18 protein-coding genes and 2 tRNA genes are annotated in these 17,435 nt (G+C 39.6%); 13 read left to right on the plus strand and 7 right to left on the minus strand.

The window, feature by feature from the left end:
* Positions 1–25: 25 nt before the first annotated feature.
* Entirely contained in the window at positions 26–358 is a 333-nt protein-coding gene (locus ID47_RS02380; RefSeq protein WP_051908459.1) for a LysR family transcriptional regulator, read from the plus strand.
* Positions 340–939, plus strand: a complete 600-nt coding sequence (locus ID47_RS02385) for a LysR substrate-binding domain-containing protein (protein WP_232223304.1) — start codon at positions 340–342, stop codon at positions 937–939. The genes ID47_RS02380 and ID47_RS02385 overlap by 19 nt, the downstream gene beginning before the upstream one ends.
* Before the next feature lie 382 nt (positions 940–1,321).
* Here the strand turns inward: ID47_RS02385 and ID47_RS02390 are convergent, their stop codons facing one another.
* The 5 genes from ID47_RS02390 to ID47_RS02415 all read right to left on the minus strand — a co-directional run bounded on the left by ID47_RS02390 (position 1,322) and on the right by ID47_RS02415 (position 4,999).
* Entirely contained in the window at positions 1,322–2,527 is a 1,206-nt protein-coding gene (locus ID47_RS02390; protein ID WP_038463445.1) for a HipA domain-containing protein, read from the minus strand.
* Positions 2,524–2,748, minus strand: coding sequence for a type II toxin-antitoxin system Y4mF family antitoxin (locus ID47_RS02395; RefSeq protein WP_038463447.1), 225 nt, complete (start codon positions 2,746–2,748; stop codon positions 2,524–2,526). The genes ID47_RS02390 and ID47_RS02395 overlap by 4 nt, the downstream gene beginning before the upstream one ends.
* Positions 2,749–2,938: 190 nt before the next feature.
* Complete coding sequence (gene bioB / locus ID47_RS02405) at positions 2,939–3,871, minus strand: biotin synthase BioB (protein ID WP_038463451.1); 933 nt, start codon at positions 3,869–3,871, stop codon at positions 2,939–2,941.
* Positions 3,872–3,914: 43 nt separating this feature from the next.
* Entirely contained in the window at positions 3,915–4,397 is a 483-nt protein-coding gene (locus ID47_RS02410) for a disulfide bond formation protein B (protein ID WP_051908461.1), read from the minus strand.
* Positions 4,394–4,999 carry a YqaA family protein gene (locus ID47_RS02415; RefSeq protein ID WP_038463453.1) on the minus strand — a complete coding sequence of 202 codons (606 nt, stop codon included), beginning with the start codon at positions 4,997–4,999 and terminating at the stop codon, positions 4,394–4,396. The genes ID47_RS02410 and ID47_RS02415 overlap by 4 nt, the downstream gene beginning before the upstream one ends.
* A 90-nt stretch (positions 5,000–5,089) precedes the next feature.
* Between ID47_RS02415 and ID47_RS02420 the strand changes: the two genes are divergently transcribed.
* The 7 genes from ID47_RS02420 to ID47_RS02450 all read left to right on the plus strand — a co-directional run bounded on the left by ID47_RS02420 (position 5,090) and on the right by ID47_RS02450 (position 10,916).
* Positions 5,090–5,176, plus strand: a tRNA-Leu gene (locus ID47_RS02420).
* A gap of 16 nt (positions 5,177–5,192) precedes the next feature.
* Positions 5,193–6,260 (plus strand): ribonuclease D, encoded by a 1,068-nt coding sequence (locus ID47_RS02425; protein ID WP_038463455.1) that lies wholly within the window; start codon positions 5,193–5,195, stop codon positions 6,258–6,260.
* Positions 6,261–6,718: 458 nt separating this feature from the next.
* Positions 6,719–7,951, plus strand: coding sequence for an efflux transporter outer membrane subunit (locus ID47_RS02430; RefSeq protein ID WP_084675862.1), 1,233 nt, complete (start codon positions 6,719–6,721; stop codon positions 7,949–7,951).
* A 36-nt stretch (positions 7,952–7,987) separates the two neighbouring features.
* Complete coding sequence (locus ID47_RS02435; RefSeq protein ID WP_051908462.1) at positions 7,988–8,818, plus strand: HlyD family secretion protein; 831 nt, start codon at positions 7,988–7,990, stop codon at positions 8,816–8,818.
* Positions 8,818–10,350, plus strand: a complete 1,533-nt coding sequence (locus tag ID47_RS02440; protein WP_038463459.1) for a DHA2 family efflux MFS transporter permease subunit — start codon at positions 8,818–8,820, stop codon at positions 10,348–10,350. Before ID47_RS02435 ends, ID47_RS02440 begins: the two co-directional genes overlap by 1 nt.
* 161 nt (positions 10,351–10,511) lie before the next feature.
* A tRNA-Pro gene (locus ID47_RS02445) sits at positions 10,512–10,588 on the plus strand.
* A 28-nt stretch (positions 10,589–10,616) separates the two neighbouring features.
* On the plus strand, positions 10,617–10,916 hold the full coding sequence (locus ID47_RS02450; protein ID WP_038463461.1) for an NADH dehydrogenase ubiquinone Fe-S protein 4: 300 nt from the start codon (positions 10,617–10,619) through the stop codon (positions 10,914–10,916).
* Between the two features lie 318 nt (positions 10,917–11,234).
* Here ID47_RS02450 and ID47_RS02455 read toward each other — a convergent pair whose 3' ends face one another.
* Together ID47_RS02455 and ID47_RS02460 are read right to left on the minus strand one after the other, a co-directional pair.
* On the minus strand, positions 11,235–12,449 hold the full coding sequence (locus tag ID47_RS02455) for a hypothetical protein (protein WP_038463463.1): 1,215 nt from the start codon (positions 12,447–12,449) through the stop codon (positions 11,235–11,237).
* Positions 12,450–12,724: 275 nt separating this feature from the next.
* Positions 12,725–13,180: an FAD synthase family protein gene (locus tag ID47_RS02460; protein ID WP_051908464.1), complete on the minus strand. Its 456-nt coding sequence runs from the start codon at positions 13,178–13,180 to the stop codon at positions 12,725–12,727.
* Positions 13,181–13,243: 63 nt separating this feature from the next.
* On the opposite strand from ID47_RS02460, the gene ID47_RS02465 reads away from it, so the two are divergent.
* The 4 genes from ID47_RS02465 to ID47_RS02480 all read left to right on the plus strand — a co-directional run bounded on the left by ID47_RS02465 (position 13,244) and on the right by ID47_RS02480 (position 17,402).
* Positions 13,244–13,681: an FKBP-type peptidyl-prolyl cis-trans isomerase gene (locus tag ID47_RS02465; RefSeq protein ID WP_084675864.1), complete on the plus strand. Its 438-nt coding sequence runs from the start codon at positions 13,244–13,246 to the stop codon at positions 13,679–13,681.
* A 154-nt stretch (positions 13,682–13,835) separates the two neighbouring features.
* Positions 13,836–14,789 carry an SEL1-like repeat protein gene (locus tag ID47_RS02470; protein WP_038463465.1) on the plus strand — a complete coding sequence of 318 codons (954 nt, stop codon included), beginning with the start codon at positions 13,836–13,838 and terminating at the stop codon, positions 14,787–14,789.
* 97 nt (positions 14,790–14,886) lie between these two features.
* Positions 14,887–16,902, plus strand: a complete 2,016-nt coding sequence (locus tag ID47_RS02475; RefSeq protein WP_038463467.1) for a protein kinase domain-containing protein — start codon at positions 14,887–14,889, stop codon at positions 16,900–16,902.
* Entirely contained in the window at positions 16,899–17,402 is a 504-nt protein-coding gene (locus ID47_RS02480; protein ID WP_038463469.1) for a hypothetical protein, read from the plus strand. The genes ID47_RS02475 and ID47_RS02480 overlap by 4 nt, the downstream gene beginning before the upstream one ends.
* The last annotated feature ends 33 nt before the right edge of the window (positions 17,403–17,435 follow it).

Here is a 17,435-nt window from a genome sequence, read left to right on the forward strand (position 1 = left end):
TATATAATTTGCTGAGAAAATTTAAATGAGCGAAATAGATTTATCAATAAGAGCAATAGATCTCTCAAAGTTAAGGCTATTCTATGAAATTGCTAAAGAAGGAAATATGACCAGAGCCTCTCAAAAATTAAACCTCACTCAACCAGCTGCTAGTAAAGCGCTTCTTACACTGGAAGATCGGATTCAAACACAGCTTTTTGATAGAGTACCCAGCGGAATGCGCCTTACTCCCCAAGGAGAAAGATTATACCTATATGCTAAGGAAGTTCTTGAAAAACACGAAATTTTTCAACGAGATTTTTTAGAGAGAACAGAGGAGATAAGCGGCGATTTGATATTATTACTTACCCCTATGTAGGAGCGGAATGGCTTGTTCCCCTTCTTAAAGACTTCCTAAAGCGCCACCCTAAAGTTTACGCAAAAATCCATTTAGAACCTGATGATATTAGCCCTCTGAAAGCTGATGTCGCAATTTGCCCTTATATCCCGCACCAAGATTTTCTTATACAAAAAAAATTGTTTGATGTTAATCATCAATTTTATGCCAGTAAAGAATATATATCAAACTTTGGGAACCCTCAGGTTCCTGAAGAATTAGATTTTCATCGTTTAATTACTTACAGAGAAGATTACTACTCTCCCTCTCGCAGTACGAATCGACTAACAAATATCGCTCGTTCTGCAAATTTTCCCCGACGACCTTACTTTCAAGTAGATTCTTTGCATGGGATGCTAAACGCAGCTCTTGAAGGATATGGAATTGTAGAATTACCAGATTTTCCACAAGTTCTAAACTCTGGATTAAAAATTATTCTTCCCCAAATTAAGGGAGAAACCATACCTATGTATTACATTTTTCATGAAAACAGAAAAAATTCTAAAAAAATTAAAGCACTCTATAATTATCTATTCCAAAAATTTAATTCCAAAGATAATTAATAGAATGCTTCTTTGGTTCAGAAATTAATTTATTTACAAACACATACGGTAAAGGTGGGGACAGAATATATATTTTCTAACCTCAAGTTTCGCATAATTTCCTCCTTATTTTTTTGCAACTATAAGTTGATTTATTGGTTTTTATTAAACTAAACGTTTATTTAATACCTTTTTACCAATATAAAAGTCAATACTCTGCGCCGTAAGGGGGAATATAAAGGGGAAGGAAAATTAATTTTTTATTACTATTTAAATAATTAATTGATATACTTATCAATAAATTTTTACCCTTTTTTTAAGAATTAAATCTTAGTATTTGTTAGAAGAAGACTATGTCTTTATCTGCAGAGGATTCATATATAGCCAACTTCTATTTTTTCTGCTAAACAGCTTGATCCAGAGCAACTTTGCGTGTCGCTTGTCCTTTACTAGAGATTAAAGTTTTCAAAACCATTGATCGCTGCTCTATGAGTTTTGCAATCTTAAGGGTAATCGGCGATTTTAAGGAAGGAAAGGATTCAAATATTTCCTTAGAGATTTTTGGAACGAGGTTACAAAGCTCAGAAATAACACCGTTTAGATACTTGTCATTCACCCTGACTTTTCGGGCCAAATCATTAAGATGAGATTTTTTCAAAGCTGAAAAATGCTGAATACTAAACAAGTAATCGAGCAGATTTTTGACTGTATTAGGGTAAATTTCCGATGAAATAAAGCCAGCTATAGGGGCAAGTTTGCAGGCATTGTAGGGTAAAATTTCAACTAACTGATTCTCTAAAGAAAAATCATCACACCCGCTAATTAAGCATAAAGCAATGACTCGAATCAGAGCTCTGCAGTCAAGGGCAGGGGTTACGGCGTGATGGCGCATCAATTCAAATTGTCCTTCTACCGATACTTGATGATTTTTGCGGCTTCCCAAGAATTGATTGCTTAATGCACTGATGAATGATTCATGATGAATCTTTTCCCCTAACTGCTTAGGCGTGTCAGGAGCATGACGGTCAGGCCGATCCATAACGAGAGCTGGTGTATCGCCCAGATGGATACGAGAAATCATCGGCACAGAAATCCCTAAATTATAGGCAATAAGCGAAACAAAAATTTCATTGCCGACCAAATCGTCTAAATCACCTATATTACCTTTTAGAATATGAGTGTTATGGGTATCATGGTTAGCTTGAAACAGTTCACCATCTATAATACTGATTGGCAGCATGGGTTGAAGATCAGCGATAGAGATAAGACGATCGTCAGGTATTGCAACTAAATGGCCATTGAGCTGTGCCTCACAATCTGTGACATCTAGCTCTGCAAACACCGCAGCAGAGAGTTCAGCTTTCTTAAAAGAGAGAGCCCCTGTGCAAGAAAGCTCTAAGTCCGTTTCACTATTCCAAATATCTGGTGAAATAAGGTCAAAAAAAGGTTTGCTAAATTTTTCCGAATAGGGTTCCGCATCTAACGGTAAGGATAAGCTTAAGGGAAGGGCACCGGGACGGCCTAAATAAGCTGAATGATAAGTAAATTGTCGTTCTTCCTCAATGGTTTCAATTTTCCCGGCCGGTAGATTATTAAGGTAAATGATCATTGCCCAGCCTCACTCTTTGAAATCGGCCCCAACGAAAGCCCCAACATGCGCATCACTTGTAAAGCTTTGCCAATTTCAATGGTTGCTTTGCCTTGCTCAAGTTCCACAAGAAACCGACTTCCCACATCGGATAGCCCCGCCAACTCAACCTGGGTCAATTCCTGCTCTTTGCGCTTTTGGCGGATCAATTTTCCAATATCCTTCGGCGTCTTAATTATCATTTATTTCTTCCCGTATGCGATTAGTATACTTCATAGTTACAAGGATTCTGATTTTGGTCAATGACTCTCTAAAAAAATTAACATTACTTTTTCTTTTTAATATAAAGATAAAAGAGAGAGGAACCATATAGTCTCTTAAAAAAGAAAGGAGGGTTTTACTACCCCCTGCCATTAAATTAAAAGCCGTCTATTAAATGCGGACCATTCCTAGTTTTTCAAACATTAAGGCATCTTCATTAAGACCAGGATTATCCGCTGTTAAAAGTTGATCGCCTGAAAATGTAGAATTGGCGCCGGCAAAAAAGCACAATGCCTGCACTTCTTTAGACATTTCTGTCCGACCAGCCGACAAACGCACATAAGACGTTGGCATCAAAATTCTGGCAACAGCAATTGTACGGATAAAGTCAATAGGGTCAACACTGTCTGCTCCATATAACGGCGTCCCTGGCACTTGCATTAGCTGGTTGATAGGAACACTTTTAGGTGGTGTTTCCATATTGGCTAAGGTCAAGAGCATCTCCGCTCGATCCTTAACTGTTTCTCCTAGTCCTAAAATTCCACCGCAACAAACATTAATTCCCGCATCCGACACATGCTGAATCGTCTCAAGGCGGTCTGCAAAGGTTCGGGTGGTAATGATTTTATCGTAATGGCTTTCAGAGGTATCAATATTATGGTTATAGTAATCTAACCCGGCTTCTTTCAGCTTTTCTGCTTGCTCCTTTTTTAAAAGCCCAAGTGTTACACAGGTTTCAAGCCCCATCTTTTTAACTTCCTTTACCATTTCAATGACCCGATCCAGATCACCGTCTTTTGGCCCACGCCAGGCCGCGCCAATACAAAAGCGGCTCGAACCATTTGCTTTGGCGGCTTGGGCTTTTTCTAGGACGTCTTTAATCTCCTTTAAAGGTTCTTTTTTTAACCCTGTGTTAAAATGGGCGGATTGAGAACAATAAGAACAATTCTCAGGGCAACTGCCAGTTTTAATATTATATAAGGTCGAAAGTTGAATTTCATTAGGATCAAAGTTTTCGCGATGGATTGTGTGAGCCTTAAATAAAAGATCATTAAAAGGCATATCAAACAACTCTAGAACCTCTTCAAGGTGCCATTTTTTCATTTATAAAAATTGAAATTTTAAGTGGATTAATAAATGATTCTTATCACTTATTTTTGCGACGCACAACCTCCCACAATCCTAAAAACCCAACAAACCACAATAAATTAATGTAAGTTGCTGATATTCCTAGAATAGACCAAGATGCTTGATCACATCGTCCCATTGGCTTTGCATAAAGGAGAGTTCTTAATTCCTCAATTGACTTAGCTTTGGCCGCAATACCATGGCAGGCGGCGGTTCCTTGCCACCAGTGGCGTTCTACCCCCATATGATAGATTGCCAGAGCTATTCCTCCCACAAGGATAACACCAGATAGCTTGTATACTAATTGAGGATAAAAATTAATAGCGGCAACAATACCACAGAGAAGAATTCCACCGTAAATATAGCGCTCATATAAACATAAAACACAAGGCGCAATATCAAAGAAATATTGTGCAGTAAAGGCACAGGCGAGGGAGAAAAGGGCCATTAACCCTGAAAAAAATAAAAAATTTCGTTGAGTCAACAGATCCTCTAATCTCATAAAAATGCCTTCACCAGAAAGAAACCAACCACTAAAGCCAGTATAGTACCTATCGTAAACCACTTAAAGTGCTTTTCAAACAATTGTTTAGCGTCTTCACCAAAATACCATATAATAGCAGATAACATCATGAACCTGGCTGTTCGACTGATCAGAGAAGCCAAGATAAACATACCTAGATCTAACTTAGAAGCCCCACTAGCAATGGTAACAAGTTTATAAGGAATTGGTGTCAACCCTTTCAAAGCGATAATCCAAAACCCATAACTCTGAAAGGTTTCCTGAAAGCCAGAAAAAGCTTGTTCCAAACCATACGTATCAATAACCCATTGCCCCAAAGTGCTCATAAAATAAAAACCAATGGCGTAACCTAAAATGCCGCCTAAAACTGAAGAAATTGCACAAATCCCTGCTAAAACGAAAGCCTTGGCTCTATTCGCAATGGCCATAGGAATTAGCATAAAATCGGGGGGGAGGGGGAAAAATGAGCTTTCAGCAAACGCAACAGCTGCCAATACGAACTTTGCTGACGGTCTGGTCGCTTGTTGCATTAACCATTGATAAAGTTTTGATTTATTTTCAGTTTGCGTTGCCACACTCATGATTTTCCTATGTAAAACAAAAAATTTATAGATTTCTATTGACTTATAGCATAAAAGTTCACTATACCGTTAGATATATCTTATTGGTGCGCCCTTGTGGCGGAATTGGTAGACGCGGCAGACTCAAAATCTGTTGTATGTAGATACGTGGGAGTTCGAGTCTCCCCGAGGGCACCATTTCTTTCAAGTATGTATGAATTTTATTCTTTCCAAACCATCTGACCTTAAACACTGGTGTGACTATTTCACTAAGGTGTCTGCTGTTGCCGTTGATACAGAATTTTGCCGTGTTAATACGTATTGGCCTAAACTTGCCCTTATACAATTATCGGACGGCTGTGAGACGGTTTTAGTTGACCCTTTAGCTAAAGGCATAGATTTATCGCCCATCCGTGACTTGTTAGCAAATCCCTGTACCGTCAAAATCTTTCATTCATGCCGACAAGATCTCGAATTATTGCTAAAAGTTTTTGGGGAACTTCCCACTAATATCTTTGATACTCAGTTAGCTTATACGTTCTTACATCCGCTGGAAGAGGTTAGTTTGGCAAGAATGCTAGAAGAACAAATGGGGGTAGTCCTTAATAAATCAAAGCAAAATACAAACTGGATGCGTCGACCATTATCACCGTCCCAGCTGGTTTATGCCGCTAATGATGTTTTTCACCTCCCGGAAACCAAAGATCTATTAAGCAACAAGCTCAAAAGTCTTGGCCGGTATAATTGGTTCATGGAAGAACAGGCAGCTCAATTCGTGCTCCGAACATTTGCTCCAACGACAAGTTATTGGATACGGCTAGCAAAGCGCGGAAATCATAAGTCGCGTCAGCTTCATATTTTAAAATCTCTGTGTGATTGGCGAGAAATTATAGCACAAGAATTGAATTACAACCGCAAAAGAGTTCTGCCCGATGAGGTCATTTTGCAAATTTCTGAAAAAGGAGATTTGTTAGAAAAGCCGGACGTAAATATTCCTGCTGCTTATCAAGCAGCTTTTGCAACACTGTGGGAACAAATTTCTGCTACACCTGAAGACAAATGGCCGCCTCGCTTAAAGCGCAAACCTATGACATTACAGGAACAAGAGCATCTTGAACGTCTGCGAATTCTGCTTGAAAAAGTCGCAACTGAGCTTCATATATCCCCCAAACTTATTGCTACCACAGACGATTTGAAATCCTATGTACGCGGCAATCAGGATAGCCCCTTTTTAAAAGGATGGCGCCTAGAAGTTTTTGGCCAAGCAGTAAAAAATCTTTAAGGTAGTTTTTCACCATATACACCTTATTTTGGGTAAGCATAAGCACAATCCCGAAACTCAATATCCCAAGGGCAAACAATAAATGCACCCCCGGGCTTGATCCCCCATCTAGTTGAGGACAGACCCGGGGTCTCCCAACCACATGAGTCATCGCTCGCCATCTCAAGTTCCCGGCTCTGCGGCCGAGAAAAGGCGACTAGAGGACATAGAAAAAAATTAAAAACAGGGGATTGAATTAACGAAATTTCATTGCTATCATTTTATATAAAGTTTATATATATTTTGTCACAAACATCCCGTCAATGTTCTTTAATTTTAGAAGAAAAACCCAGTATGTATAAGAAATATATGCCGTTAGTTTTCCTAGGCATAACAGCATGTAATGCTCCTCCTATTGAAAAAAATTTACCTTCTATTCCAAAAACTTGGTCTGGAAATAAAGAAAAAAATTAGAATCTATCGATAAATCTAAGCTTAAGGAATGGTGGAAGCAGTTTGAGGATGAAAACTTAAATTGGCTAATTGAGCAGACCCTCAAAGAAAGCCCGGACATCCATCAAGCAGCAGCCCGAATTGACGAAGCGCGCGGATTGCAGAAAACCGCATTTGGTAGCCTTTTACCAGCGATAAGCGGATCAGCAGATGTCAATCGAGGAAAACAATTATTTTTAAAGCCTATTACAGGGGATAGCTATGATGCTTCCTTTGATGCAAGCTACGAATTTGATCTATTTGGAAAGAACCGGGAAGCCTTTAAGGCTGCTGAGAATGAACTACTTGCCACTCTGCAAGATTATGATTGGATTAAGCTCAGCATTATTGCAGAAGTGATACGCACCTATATCTCCATGCGGGCAGCGGAAAAACAGATTGTTTTGGCACAACACAATTTGGAAATTCAAAAAGATACTTTAGCATTGGTAGAACGTCAATTTAAGGCAGGTAGCGCCAGTGAATTTGACGTAAAAAGGACAGCCTTACAAGTTCATCAATCGACAGCAAGGATTGCGGATTACAACCGTCAAAAAGAAGTTTATATGCTGTCTCTTTTGACATTAACGGGACTAACAGCTGAATTGATTAAAGCGCATCTAACAACTTGCAAAGAAATACCCGGTATCGATTTAAAAGCAATTGCAGATGCGCCTGCCTCAGTTATTGCTCGCCGACCTGATATTACCGCTGCCAACCTTCGTTTCATCGAGGCAACATCGCTCAGGCAATCACAACTTGCTGCTTTTTTCCCCACCCTAAGCCTTAGCAGTTTGTTTGGTCTTTCCCAAACAGTGTTAGTTCCTTCCACAACAGTCTGGAATATCGGCGGCAAGACAGCTGTTTCTTTACTGGATTTTGGTCGCATTCAAGGACAAATTGATGCAGCGTCAGCCCGCGAGGTTACTGCTTATGAAGCCTGGCGTAAAGCAATTCTGCAAGGTCTTCAGGATGTAGAAACCGCTTTAACAAATACAGCTCGGTATGAGGAACAAAGGCATGCCCTTAATTTGGCAAAGATTAATGCAGCTAAAGCTGTCAGTCTGTCGCAAACGCGGTACCGCCAGGGAGATAATTCTCTTTTGGATGTGCTTGATGCGCAGCGCCATCTTATTGAAACAGATCAAGCTTTGATTGAGGTTGAAAACAGTTATGTAATCGCTATTGTGGCTCTTTATAAAGCCCTTGGACAATATTAATAAGGAAGATGCTATGGAGCAGCAAAAAAAACAAAAATGATAGCCGGTTTTATAGGGGCTTTAGCCCTTATTGTTGTTGTAGCATGGTATGTTCAGTTAGGCAAGGAAAGCACGGATGATGCCACGCTCGAAGCCCATACGATTCCAATTTGCCCAAAAGTACCGGGGTATATTGCCACCCTGCATGTGAAAGACAATCAACACGTTAAAAAAGGCGATCTATTAGTTGAAATAGACCCGCTTGATTATCAACTGCGAGTTGAATCTGCTAAAGCTAATTTAGCCTCAGCTGAGGTCTCAGCAAAGAATGCAGTGGTGAATGCTAAGCGCCAGCTTGCCATTGGTAAAGCTGCGGGTACACAAAAAGAAATTGATAATGCCTTAACAGCTGAGGCCACGGCAAAAGCAGCTGTTGATAGCGTTAAAGCTCAACTTTCTATTGCTGAAAAAGATCTTGCTGATACTCAGATTATTGCGCCAGAAGATGGTGTCGTTACTATGCGAACAGCAGAACAGGGCGCCTATGTCACCACCGGCAAACAATTGTTTATGATTGTCGGTAGAGAGCGGTGGGTTGTGGCAAACTTTAAAGAAACACAACTAACTGATATGCGGGCAGGGCAAAAAGTCAACATTGAGATTGATGCCTATCCTGATTTAAAACTTGAAGGCCTTGTCGATAGTATTCAAAATGGTACAGGCGCTCGTTTTTCAGCTTTTCCTCCCGAAAATGCGACTGGCAATTTTGTGAAAATTGTTCAGCGTGTCCCTGTAAAAATTACCTTTAAACAGCCAGAGCTTGAAGGAATAACATTAGGTCCAGGTCTTTCTGTCTATCCAACCGTCTATACTAAAAAATCTAAGTAATGACTTCATCAAAAACTAATCCCTGGATAATTGCTGCCGTCGCAAGTCTTGCTACCTTTATGGAAGTGCTAGATACGACAATTACGAATGTGTCTTTACGCCATATTGCGGGGTCACTGGGGGCAGGAGAAGACGAAAGCACCTGGGTATTAACCTCTTATTTGGTGGCTAATGGGATCATTTTGCCCTTATCCGGCTGGCTTTCAGATGCCGTGGGGCGTAAACGTTTCTTCATTGGCTGTATTCTCGGCTTTACCGCTGCTTCATTTTTATGTGGCGCTGCTTCTTCTTTGACAGAGATCATTATCTTTCGCATTCTACAAGGCCTCTTCGGTGGGGGATTACAGCCCACGCAACAGGCCATTATTTTAGACTCATTTCCTGTGGAAAAGCGAGGCACTGTCTTTGCCATCACCGGCATCACCATTATTATTGCTCCGATTCTGGGGCCAACACTGGGCGGCCTCATTACTGACAACTTTTCATGGCGATGGATTTTTTATATTAATGTTCCTGTCGGATTAATGGCAGCTTTTATGGTTTGGCGCTTATTAGATGAATCTTCCCAGCAAAAACCTCGCGGTTTCCATAACCTTGATGTCTTTGGGCTTGGACTGGTAACGTTAGGATTAGCAGCTCTTCAAATTGTCCTTGATAAAGGACAGCAGGATGATTGGTTTAGCAGTAGCTTTATCACCGCCTGTGCTTTAATCTGCTTTGCTTCAATTGGGGTTGCAATAATTTGGCTATGGGGACAAAAAGATCCTATTATTGACTTATCCTTATTTAAAGATTGGGCGTTTGCTTCCTCTTGTATATTGATATTTTTGACTGGGTTCGTTTTATATGGCACAAATGTCATTCTTCCACTCATGCTCCAAACTCAATTTGGCTACGATGCGACATTGGCGGGCCTTGTCTTATCGCCCGGGGGCTTAGCCTTACTGTTTTTAATGCCCTTATGCGGCAAGCTTATCGGCAGAATACAAGCTCGCTTTATGATTATGACAGGATTTGCTCTGTCGGCGCTGGGGATGTATCATTCAATGAACTTTACACCGCAAACTGATTTTCACACTTTCCAATGGATACGTGTGGCGCAAATACTCGGTCTGCCATTTCTCTTTATTTCAATCAGTACGCTGGCATTTTCTAAGATTCCTAAGGAAAAAAGCAATAAAGCCTCAGCCTTGTTCTCCTTATTCCGGAATATCGGCGGCAGTGTGGGGATTGCGGTTGTCACCACCTTTGCGGTCCGCCAACAGCAAGTTCATCAACATTACCTCTCTGAGCATTTAGTTCCCGGCCAACTACCTTATCAAGAATTACTCAACCGTACCCTGAATTCTACAGGTGATATGAGTGTCAGCATGGGAAAAATTTATCAAATGCTGCAAAAACAAGCGGCTTTGTGTGCCTATATCGATACCTTTGAGCTTTTAGGATACATTATGTGCACTTTAATATTTTTTGCTTTGTTGGTGCTACCTGCAAACCGGCCAGTTACCCAAACTATACCGGCCGCCCATTAGGCTCATAACTAATTTTGCTGATATAGTCGGGATAAAATTAGCCAAGCGTTCTTATTATAGTTAAAACTTGGAAGAAACGTTTTTTCTTATTTTGCAGATTTGTAAAAAATTATATTGAAAAAGCCCCTGTGAGTATGCAATAAATAACTTATCAAATCAGTCGGGAAGTAGCGCAGCCTGGTAGCGCGCCTGCTTTGGGAGCAGGATGTCGGAGGTTCAAATCCTCTCTTCCCGACCATTTGTATTTAACGGCTCGGAGAGGGTCCATGCCATACGCACGAATTTATTCCCCATCAAAAACTGCAATGCAGCAAGGTAAAGCTAAAACTGGTTATTGGGTTTTAGAATATAATAATTGCGATACTAAGTTCTACGATCCTATTATGGGCTGGACAGGCAGCAATTCTACCGACCATCAGATTTCTCTTACCTTTAAAAGCCTAGAAGCAGCAAAAAATTTTGCTGAATCCTTAGGATTAGGGCCCGTCATTGAATCCCTTCAAGTCCGTAAAATTCAAAAACGTTCTTACGCTGACAATTTTCGCCACGATCGGCCACGCGGCTAAAAATTATAATCTTGCCTTTACAATCTATGATCTTTTAAATCGTAGATGAAAAAGGAATACTAGTTGTTGGTAGATTATTAAAAGCATCTGTGCATCCGTCGATTTTTCTTTATTCTATCAACCCATTTTTGCTTTTTCACCATGATCCTTGCTTCTGACTATTTTACTATACCCGAGCATGATCCCTATCCATTGTCGCCTCTATTATTAAAAAGTTTAAAGGGCTAACAGCCTAAGCAAACAAAGGGTAGTCTGACTTTGCATGTTTTCTTCTGCAATTTACAAGTTAAAGTCCGACTTCCCCTCTATGAGAAATATTCATTCTTCTAAAAGATGATAGACATCACAATCACTATATGAATTTAGGCAATAGTTTAGTAAATCGATAGGTATCTTCTGTTCTTCTTGAAGTCTGTGCCCTTCTGCAGAGCGTTTAATGTTTACCATTTTTACTTTGTCTAAGGTGCTTAAAAAAGTTGAAAGAGCTTTGTCTAAGGATCTATAAGCAAGCAACACCTCTTTATGGTAGTTGCGAGGGTCGTCTTTAAGAACATCTATCACTCTTTGATAGGTTGTCAAAAAAGTTACAATATCTGTTTCTTGGGTTAAATCGAGATCATTTAGAATATACGTAAAATCGTTGCCGATAGATTCTATTGAAATCTCAGACGGCGCTGCCGCTGGACCCATCATGAATTTAGAAAGACTTAAAATTCGAGATACCCTATCTTCTTGCCATAAGGCCTTCATCATAGACTCGTTTTTTGAATAGAGCAGCTGAATAGTGGGATACTTAGCAATACAAGCTATGCCATAACCAGCTGTTAGAGATGATTTTAATGATGGGTAATTGACCCCCCACATCCATTCATTGTCAGAATACAAAAAAGCTAATGGCAATTGGCTGGTGCGGGATTCTTCTCCACGGCCACATTCAACTTTACTGTCGAGGAATTGACTTAACCACTTGGCCGTTTCAGTTCGCAGCTTACCCCCATAGCCTTTTCCCTGAAATGCCTCTAAGACATCTGTCATTCCCTCTGCTATCAGATAACCATATTTTATCCATTGAGAAAAGGTTTGGATAGCGACAGGGCGTTCGCTTGTACGGTCATAGGCAACATAAACACCAAATGGGCTCTCAAGTCGATAGCTTAATTCATCTTGATGGCTCTCAAGTCTGCCTGTTTCTTCAAATACACTAAGCGTTTGTTGAGTTGTATCGTGCTGAGTTAGTTTTTTTATAATGAGAGGGGATTCCTTCTCATCAAAAATAATTTGAGTATAATCGGCTGCTGAAGAGGCATGCAAGATTATTACTAGGCTTGAGATAAATATTTTTTTCCGTCCAAGGTGGCCAAACAGCCTGAAATTACCGAAATTTTGACTTTCCGATTTAGTCAGGTTTTTAATGATGTTCCAACACCGGTAAATGGCCTTACCGAAGGATAAACAGTGAAAATCAAGATGGCGAAAATATGAATGACAGAAACCGACAGCTGCAGCTCGTTTGAGTATAAATATATATTGCATCGAGATCCTCCTACATAGTGTATTTTAAGGATTTGCTTTCGTGACTGGGCATGGCAGTACTAGAAATAATACCTAGTCCTTGTTTTTTAATAAGGGGTGTTAAAATCTGATTAAACCTTCATTTAAAAGCAGGTTTTTTTTATGATCCTTCTTGAAGAAATATTGGCTTAATTGAGTTTTTTTGCAAGCATTTTGATCAACATCAAAATTTAATACTCTCTCTATTACAAACTAGTTCTAGTTGTAAATAAAAATTGAGGAAGGAGGAGGGGGCATTATAGATGGTTCGCTTTTATAAGAGTGCTCGACAGGCCTTCTATCAAGTTATTAACTTCGACCAATTTAGCGTTGATTGTTGCGGCTTGCTTTTTCTTATTGTCCGTTTGAGGATCTGCCAGTGTTATTGCTAAAATTGCCGGCTGCACTGCCTGCACTAAAGTAAGATAATCTTCATAAGTCTTAAGCATCGGTAACAAAATAACAGTATCTACACACTGTAATTCTGCTAAAATTTCAGCCCGCTGCCTTTGAGTGTGAATAGGGGCGCTGCCCTTCCTAAGTTGGATAGCAATATCGCTTTCAAGAGCCACCACCAGTGCGCCCAACTTTGCTGATGCTTTTAAAAAATTTAAGTGACCGTAATGAAGAAGGTCAAAGCATCCTCCAACCAGTATACACCCTGGTAAGGCAATAGAATTATCAAATGGATAAGTGATAATTTTCAGTTGCATTTTTATTAAGATCTCCGTAAGTCTTAATAAGACTATATCATTGTGATGTGATGAGGAGAAGATATGTTAAAATATGCAACTATGGTTGCTATGGTCGCGGTTGCGTGTGCAGAGGCATCAAATATGTCAAATGCAACGTCAGAAGCACCATCAGAACAGGAGAGAAAAGTGTCCGATAAATTAGTAATTACAGATGAAAAAATTGGCGACGGCGCAGAAGCAAAAGCAGGCCAATTGGTAACCGTGCATTACACAGGTCGTTTAACTGATGGAACGAAATTCGATTCATCCGTGGACCGCAATCAACCATTCCGCTTTATGCTTGGCGTTGGTCAAGTTATTAAAGGTTGGGATGAAGGGGTTGTTGGCATGAAAATTGGTGGTCAGCGTAAATTGGTCATCCCTGCAGAAAAGGGATATGGCGCCCGAGGCGCAGGTGCAGCAATTCCGCCTAATGCAACTTTAGAATTTGATGTTGAATTAATTTCAGTTGAAGGCTAAATACCTTTAATATAAATTTCTAGATATTTCAAATTAAAAGACATCACCATTATGGTTGGTGTCTTTTTTATTTAACCTACTATAAGTTAATGTAAAATTATCATTTACACTGTATTATTGTTTTATAATTTCTTAATAAGTGGGAATATTGAGAATGAAATTACTTTCGTGTCTAAGTCTGACGATAAACCTAATAGTTGTAAGCAATGCTGTGGATCACCCTATAAATCCATCGACCTTAGCCCATACAATTCAAGCAGGCGTTTTAAAAAATTTTATATCTACAAACTCTTCTGATTCAAACGAGTCTCTTGCCAAATTACGCGAAGCTGCCATTAGTGGTTTATACAATGAAAGTTCAAAAGATAATTCTATTAATTTTTTGACCAACCTGGCTCTTACTGCCCAAGACAGTGATGCAATCATGGCATTGGCTGATTATTTTTGTGAGGGAGAAGGGACGATTGAGCGAGCTATTCCCCTTTATAATTCTGCCGTTCGCCAGAATAAGACGCGTGCTATGTTTAAACTATCCAAAATATATTTAATGGATAGCTATAAAGATATAAATCTAGCTCATAATCTTCTCTTATTAGGAACAGACCTTAATGATGATGTTTGCCGTTGTGCCTTAGCTCAACATTATTTAGATGGTACATTTAGCCCTTCTAATCCACAGAAGGCTTTAAATCTCTTTTACCAAAGTGCAACCAATAATTTTGATATTGGCATTACTCAATCAGCTGTCTTGCTGAACAGCACCCGTATATTTGCTAAGCCAGACCCCGTCCATGCCTATGAATTAGTCATTAAAAGGGTAGAAATAGATAACCGAGCCAGAATTCTTGCCATCTATTTGCAGAAAAGCTCAGCCGTACAACTTTATACTAATCAACATTACCTTAAATTAGCAGAAGCCTATATGGTGGGAAAAATATTACCCGTTAGAGTTAATAGAGCAAAATACTTTTTAAATTTAGCCTACAAACATCATCAAATTAGCGAAGCTGAGATTACCTATTATAGTAAATTGATTCATTCAGAAAAATCTGGACAATCTTGGCCCAAACCAACTCTCTTAGATAAAATATTAAACACTCTATTTTAACAAAAATTTAACGTACATTTTGTAATCTGGAATTAGAATGGCGATAAATTTTTGCGATCTATAAGGAAAATAGAAATTGCCATACGGGTGAGGGTTAATGTCTCGATATACGATTGCAGATTGTTATGAAGTTTTCTTAGATCAACCTCTCAAGGATTTTGAGAATGAAAGCGTTCGTGCTTATGTCTGCCGAGACAATCGCCAGCCAGAACTTCCGCTTGTGTGCCTTAAAGCTTGCGTATTTCCTCAACCCCGGATGCAACTCCTGGAAAAGTTTCACTCCTTGTCTCGGGCAATGCCAAGTGTTCCCTTTATGAATCTGCAGTATTATGGCAACGATTACTTATCCTCTGCCAAAGATTCCAAATCAATTATCTTAATTTATCAACGCCCAAAAGGGGGGCGGTTGGTTCAAAATCTAGGAGAAAAATTTACGCCCTGGAGTGAAGAGGAAGTCATAGACAAATTAATAAAGCCTGTCTATGAGGTTGTTAATGCCCTCCAATACAAAGGACTCACCCATCAATCAATTTCACCTCTTAATATGTACATTAGTTCTGACGAGAAAATGCAGCGCGTTAAAATTGGTGATTGCTTGGCAGTACCGGCGGGCCTATACCAGCATCCTTTTTTTGAGCCCCTCAACTATGCCATGACGGAGCCTATTGGTAAGGGAGAGGCGACTCCAACGAATGATCTGTTTGCATTGGGAGCTTCAGTTGCTTACATGCTTAATGGTGGTTTTCCCGCACAGATGGACTTATCAAAAATAATGGCTCAACGCTTAGACCACGGAACCTTGGCCCTTTATCTGCCGAGAGGCCTTCAAAACGGTCGTCTCTATGAACTTTTGCGGGGGTTACTGCATGATAATGAAGAACACCGTTGGGCTATTCATGAAGTGGGTCAATGGCTGACCTCAGGCCGCCAAGCATCACCCATGTCTCATCCTCCCAGACGAGCCAGCAGGCCGTTATCTTTTAACGGCAAAGATGATATTTATACTATTAATTCGTTATTCGTTGAAATGTATAATTCACCGATGAATGCCTTGGAGATGATCCATAAAAACGAATTATCCATGTGGTTAAAAAATGGTTTAAGTGATAACCACCGAATTCATCAATTGGATGATTTGAATACCGTTTTGGGTAGTGAAGCATCTGGCGCAGAAAGGCTAATGGGCGTTTTCCAAATATTAATCCCAGGAACACCATTTTTTTGGCAAGGTAAATTTTATACACCAAATGGCTTAGGAATTGCGTTTGCCGATGCAGTTTTCCGCAATGATAATGTGGAATCTCTTTCTTTGCTATTATCATCATCCATTTTACCATATTATTTAAATACTGACTCTCCCGCCGACACTTCAAATAATGATGATTCCCATTCCAGCAACCAGAACAAGGCCATGCTATCTGCAAAATCATTTATAAATTATCCTGGCGTGGGAGGGGGTGTCGAGCGAGCAATGTATTACATGTGCCCGTCTCTTCCTTGTTTAAGTCCAATTATTAGGAACCATAATGTGATATCCATTACGGAATTACTATATGCCTTGGATGATGTTGGCCGACGAAGCAATAAACCAGAGCTCCCCCTTGATAACCACATTATTTCTTATATTTTCAGCAAAGAAAGCGCCTTAAAACAGAGCATTTTACAAAACCTATCCTCACCATCAAAGCATAAAAAAATTCGGGGCGCCTTAAGATTATTCGCAGAATTACAAACAAAAAATCGAATTAAAACCCTTACGGGGTTATGCAAGTGGTTTGGTGATTTATCAGAATCAGTTATTGACGGATTTAAAAATATAAAATACCAAGAGATTTTAAGGAAAAAACTTCAGGCATCTATTGATAGTGGGGACCTTTCTGGTCTTATTAAACTATTAGATAATAAAAAAGCAATAGAGATGGATGCAAATGGATTAAAGGCAGCCACTTCTGAGGTTAGACATATTGAAAAAACTGTCAAAGCCATTATTCACCTATCGGATATGCCTAATCATTATTCAGAACGAATTGGCCAGAATAATGCCATGATGATTGCCGCTGCCTTATCATTTGCCGTTTCAGGAATTTATATTTTTATAAAGGCAACCTTATGAGTACAGACACAGAAAAATCTTCTTTACCAAAAAAACAGATTAGTTTTAAAGGGATGATCTTTTTTCTTATTATCTCTTTAGGGTTAATGATATTTCTTCCAGGTCTAGCCCTGATTTTATTTATTGGGTTATTACCAACTCTAGGAGCGCTAATTTCAGACCCAACAAAAACACGAGCCCAAGCATTTTGTGTTGGGGTGTGTAATATGGCAGGACTCGTTCCCATGATTCATGAGCTATACGGTGATAAATTTAAGCTTCAAGCTGCCTATGGAATTATTCACAATGATGTTAATTTGTTGCTCGTCTTATGTGCCTCAGCGATAGGATGGGGGATTTTTTTTGCCGTGCCAGTGGTAACAATTGCTTTTTACAAAACTCGGGATAGAACCACCTTGATCAAAATGGTTCGACGATATGAGGAATTAAAAGGAATCTGGGGGACTGCGCTTCCCCCCTCGACGACAATTGATCACTTAAAACAAAATAAACAGAAATAAACCAACCGGAAAAACCTCCGGCTTTTATCATTT

Source organism: Candidatus Paracaedibacter acanthamoebae, assembly GCF_000742835.1.
Lineage (GTDB): Bacteria > Pseudomonadota > Alphaproteobacteria > Paracaedibacterales > Paracaedibacteraceae > Paracaedibacter > Paracaedibacter acanthamoebae.

Excerpts from the sequence above, each read along its gene's own strand:
- ID47_RS02380 (WP_051908459.1), top strand. The coding sequence starts at position 26 with ATGAGCGAAATAGATTTATCAATAAGAGCAATAGATCTCTCAAAGTTA.
- ID47_RS02390 (WP_038463445.1), bottom strand. The coding sequence starts at position 2,527 with ATGATCATTTACCTTAATAATCTACCGGCCGGGAAAATTGAAACCATT.
- ID47_RS02395 (WP_038463447.1), bottom strand. The coding sequence starts at position 2,748 with ATGATAATTAAGACGCCGAAGGATATTGGAAAATTGATCCGCCAAAAG.
- bioB (WP_038463451.1), bottom strand. The coding sequence starts at position 3,871 with ATGAAAAAATGGCACCTTGAAGAGGTTCTAGAGTTGTTTGATATGCCT.
- ID47_RS02410 (WP_051908461.1), bottom strand. The coding sequence starts at position 4,397 with ATGAGATTAGAGGATCTGTTGACTCAACGAAATTTTTTATTTTTTTCA.
- ID47_RS02415 (WP_038463453.1), bottom strand. The coding sequence starts at position 4,999 with ATGAGTGTGGCAACGCAAACTGAAAATAAATCAAAACTTTATCAATGG.
- ID47_RS02425 (WP_038463455.1), top strand. The coding sequence starts at position 5,193 with ATGAATTTTATTCTTTCCAAACCATCTGACCTTAAACACTGGTGTGAC.
- ID47_RS02435 (WP_051908462.1), top strand. The coding sequence starts at position 7,988 with ATGATAGCCGGTTTTATAGGGGCTTTAGCCCTTATTGTTGTTGTAGCA.
- ID47_RS02440 (WP_038463459.1), top strand. The coding sequence starts at position 8,818 with ATGACTTCATCAAAAACTAATCCCTGGATAATTGCTGCCGTCGCAAGT.
- ID47_RS02450 (WP_038463461.1), top strand. The coding sequence starts at position 10,617 with ATGCCATACGCACGAATTTATTCCCCATCAAAAACTGCAATGCAGCAA.
- ID47_RS02455 (WP_038463463.1), bottom strand. The coding sequence starts at position 12,449 with ATGCAATATATATTTATACTCAAACGAGCTGCAGCTGTCGGTTTCTGT.
- ID47_RS02460 (WP_051908464.1), bottom strand. The coding sequence starts at position 13,180 with ATGCAACTGAAAATTATCACTTATCCATTTGATAATTCTATTGCCTTA.
- ID47_RS02465 (WP_084675864.1), top strand. The coding sequence starts at position 13,244 with ATGTTAAAATATGCAACTATGGTTGCTATGGTCGCGGTTGCGTGTGCA.
- ID47_RS02470 (WP_038463465.1), top strand. The coding sequence starts at position 13,836 with ATGAAATTACTTTCGTGTCTAAGTCTGACGATAAACCTAATAGTTGTA.
- ID47_RS02475 (WP_038463467.1), top strand. The coding sequence starts at position 14,887 with ATGTCTCGATATACGATTGCAGATTGTTATGAAGTTTTCTTAGATCAA.
- ID47_RS02480 (WP_038463469.1), top strand. The coding sequence starts at position 16,899 with ATGAGTACAGACACAGAAAAATCTTCTTTACCAAAAAAACAGATTAGT.